This window comes from Rhodococcus sp. LB1 (genome assembly GCF_001583455.1).
GTDB classification, from domain to species: Bacteria; Actinomycetota; Actinomycetes; order Mycobacteriales; family Mycobacteriaceae; genus Rhodococcus_F; species Rhodococcus_F opacus.
On sequence record NZ_LTCZ01000055.1, the window covers coordinates 36,173 to 39,039 of the forward strand.

Consider the following 2,867-nt stretch of genomic DNA (forward strand, 5'->3'; position numbering starts at 1 on the left):
GTGGTCGCGTCGGACGTCTGTCCGGCGTGGATCTGCTTGGTCTCGAACGACCAGTTGACGGTGGGATCGATGCTCTCGGTCACGAGTGGTGTACTCCAGATTCGGTGAGGTGGATGTGGTGAATCAGTTGTCGCCGGTGAGTGTTTCGACCACGGTGTGGACCGGGGTCTGATTGCGGGTCAGGTCGAGGACGGGGCAGTGCGCATCCACCGCTTCCTGCAGTTCGAGGTAGCGCTCCCGCGATTCCGGGCCGGTCAGCGTCACGACGACGCGCACTTCGCCGAACCCGGCACGGACGGCGTCGTCGAAGCCGAAGAACCCGCGCACGTCGAGGTCGCCCTCCGCGCGCGCCGAGATGTCGTCGACGCGGACACCGAGCTTCTCGGCCCAGAAGCGGTACGTCACCACCTGGCAGGAGAGCAGTGAAGCGAGGTAGTACTCCACGGGATTGGCGGCCGAGTTGTCGCCGCCGAGCGCCGGAGGCTCGTCCACCTCGACGCTGTACTTGCCGAGCGTGACGGTGCTCGCGACGGCGTCGTGCGCCTGCGCGGAGGCGCGGAAGACGACGTGAGCGTTCGCGGAATCCTGGGAAACGGCGTCGCGGGTGGCGCCGATGACGGACGTGAGGTGCGAAACGGATGCAGTGGTCATGACTGTACGAATCCTTCGAAAACGAGGGTGTGCAGGAGGAACCCGGCGTGGAGAAACGTCACGCCGGGAGGGGTCCGATCAGGAGATCGGACACCTCGAGGTACACACCAGTGCGAAATCGACGTGGCGACGCCGCGTCAGCAGCTCACCTGAGTCGATCACGCCGGATTCGGTCACGGATCAGACTGTAACCGCACGACACGCATTCCGACCAGTCCCGTAGGAAATTCTGCTCACGGAGTGGGCAGCGCGCGGCACAGGGCGTCGAGAGTAGCCGAGAAACGCGCGGACGACGGCGTGCTGTAGCCGACGACGAGTCCGTCGGGCCGGTTCGCGGGACCGTCCGGATGACGGAACGTGCGCAGACCCTCCACCGCGAGGCCGAGGGTCGCGGCCCGGTCGACGGTGGCCGCCTCGGTCCCGTCGGGAAGTTCGAGGACGGCGTGCAAACCGGCCGCGATGCCGGTGACGTGCACATGTGGTGCACGGGCGGCGAGGGTTTCGACGAGGGTGTCGCGCCGGCGGCGGTAGAGGGTGCGCATCCTGCGGACGTGCCGGTCGAATGCGCCCCTCTCGATGAAGTCGGCCAGGGTCAGCTGGTCCGTCGCGCTGACCCATCGCTCGTATCCGCCCTTGACTGCCAGGACATCGTCGATCAGGCGTTCCGGCAGCACCATCCATCCCACGCGGATCGCGGGGGAGAGGGTCTTGCTCACGGTGCCCAGGTATGCCACCTCGTCCGGGGCCAGACCCTGCAGGGCGCCGACGGGTTGGCGGTCGTACCGGAACTCCCCGTCGTAATCGTCCTCGATCACGATCGCCCCCGTCGCACGTGCCCATTCCACGAAAGCCGTTCTCCTGCCGGGATGGAGCGGCCCGCCGGTGGGGAATTGATGAGCCGGGGTGAGCAACGCCGCCGACGGTTGCCTGCCCGTCGTATCCGGGGGCTGTGCTCCGCGGGCGTCGAGTTGCAGGGGGACGGTGGAGACGCCGGCGTCGCCGAGAAGTTCGCGATGCAGATGCAGCCCGTACCCCTCGACGGCGATCGGTCCCTGCACGGCGCGGGCGAGCAACCACAGTCCGTGCCCCGAGCTCGCACTGACCACGATGCGCTCGGGATCGGTGCGCACTCCTCGTGCGCGAGAGAGATATTCGGCGAGCGCGTGACGGAGTTCGGGGCGTCCCCGCGGATCACCCGGTCCGAACGCGTCATTGGGTGCCGCGGTGAGCGCCCGGCGGGCCGACGCCATCCAGGCGGCACGCGGAAACTCTCCGACGTCGGGCGAACCGGGCATCAGGCTCAACGCCGGTCGGGGCGCCGCCGCGGAGCGGGTGCGCGGACGTCGGGCCGGCTCGCCTGCCCGATCGGCAACCCGTGTTCCCGACCCCTGCCGGGCGGTGAGCCAGCCCTCTGCCACGAGTTCGGAGTACGCCTCGGCGACGGTGTTGCGGGCGATGCCGAGGTCGAGGGCCAGGGTGCGGGACGGCGGGAGGGTGGTGCCGGCGACGAGCCGCCCCGATCGAATCGACTCGCGCAGAGCGGAAACCAGATTTGCGCGCACCCCCGGCGCCCGTCCGCCGCCGGACGCGGCGAGGTCGAGATGGAGGTCGCGGCCCAGACCCGAATTGGCCCAAGTTTCCATGCTTGAATTGAACCATACAGATGGGCTATTTCGCGCCTACTGTTCTCGTATGACCACAACAGAGCGCAAGACCCGCGTCGATCTCGCCCGCAAGGCCCCCGCCGTCTACAAGGCGATGATCGCCCTCGACGCCGCAGCACGGCAGGGCCTCGACCCGGAACTGGTCGAGCTGGTAGTCACCCGTTGCTCCCAGATCAATCACTGTGCCTGGTGCATCGACATGCACACCGCCGATGCCCGCAAGATCGGCATCAGCGAACAGAAGCTGTACCTGCTGAGCGCGTGGGAGGAGGCGCACGGGCTGTACACCGACAAGGAGCGTGCCGCGTTCGCGCTCGCCGAGGCGATCACCGTGCTGACCGACGGCTTCGTCCCCGACTCGGTGTACGAGGAGGCGGAGGAGTACTTCGAGGAGACGGAACTGGCGCAGCTCATCTCGCTGGTGCTCACGATCAACGCGTGGAATCGCATCGCCGTGAGCACGCGGAAGACCCCGCGGGTGCGCTGATCCCGGGTAACGGACCCGCCGCCTCGCGCCCGCTGCATTGCCGCCCGCTCAGAAGTTTCCGCGGG

Annotated in this window: 3 protein-coding genes; 1 reads left to right on the top strand and 2 read right to left on the bottom strand. The window is 68.1% G+C overall.

Annotation, left to right across the window (positions count from 1 at the left end; translation table 11 throughout):
* Positions 1 to 123 precede the first annotated feature (123 nt).
* Both AZG88_RS10610 and pdxR read right to left on the bottom strand, forming a co-directional pair.
* The gene (locus AZG88_RS10610) at positions 124 to 651 is read right to left on the bottom strand and encodes an OsmC family protein (RefSeq protein WP_005243956.1); all 528 of its coding nucleotides are present in this window, start codon (positions 649 to 651) and stop codon (positions 124 to 126) included.
* Between the two features lie 233 nt (positions 652 to 884).
* The gene (gene pdxR / locus AZG88_RS10615; RefSeq protein WP_061697644.1) at positions 885 to 2,294 is read right to left on the bottom strand and encodes a MocR-like pyridoxine biosynthesis transcription factor PdxR; all 1,410 of its coding nucleotides are present in this window, start codon (positions 2,292 to 2,294) and stop codon (positions 885 to 887) included.
* A gap of 49 nt (positions 2,295 to 2,343) precedes the next feature.
* Between pdxR and AZG88_RS10620 the strand changes: the two genes are divergently transcribed.
* On the top strand, positions 2,344 to 2,802 hold the full coding sequence (locus AZG88_RS10620) for a carboxymuconolactone decarboxylase family protein (protein WP_025431935.1): 459 nt from the start codon (positions 2,344 to 2,346) through the stop codon (positions 2,800 to 2,802).
* Positions 2,803 to 2,867 lie beyond the last annotated feature (65 nt).

Excerpts from the sequence above, each read along its gene's own strand:
- pdxR (WP_061697644.1), bottom strand. The coding sequence starts at position 2,294 with ATGGAAACTTGGGCCAATTCGGGTCTGGGCCGCGACCTCCATCTCGAC.
- AZG88_RS10620 (WP_025431935.1), top strand. The coding sequence starts at position 2,344 with ATGACCACAACAGAGCGCAAGACCCGCGTCGATCTCGCCCGCAAGGCC.
- AZG88_RS10610 (WP_005243956.1), bottom strand. The coding sequence starts at position 651 with ATGACCACTGCATCCGTTTCGCACCTCACGTCCGTCATCGGCGCCACC.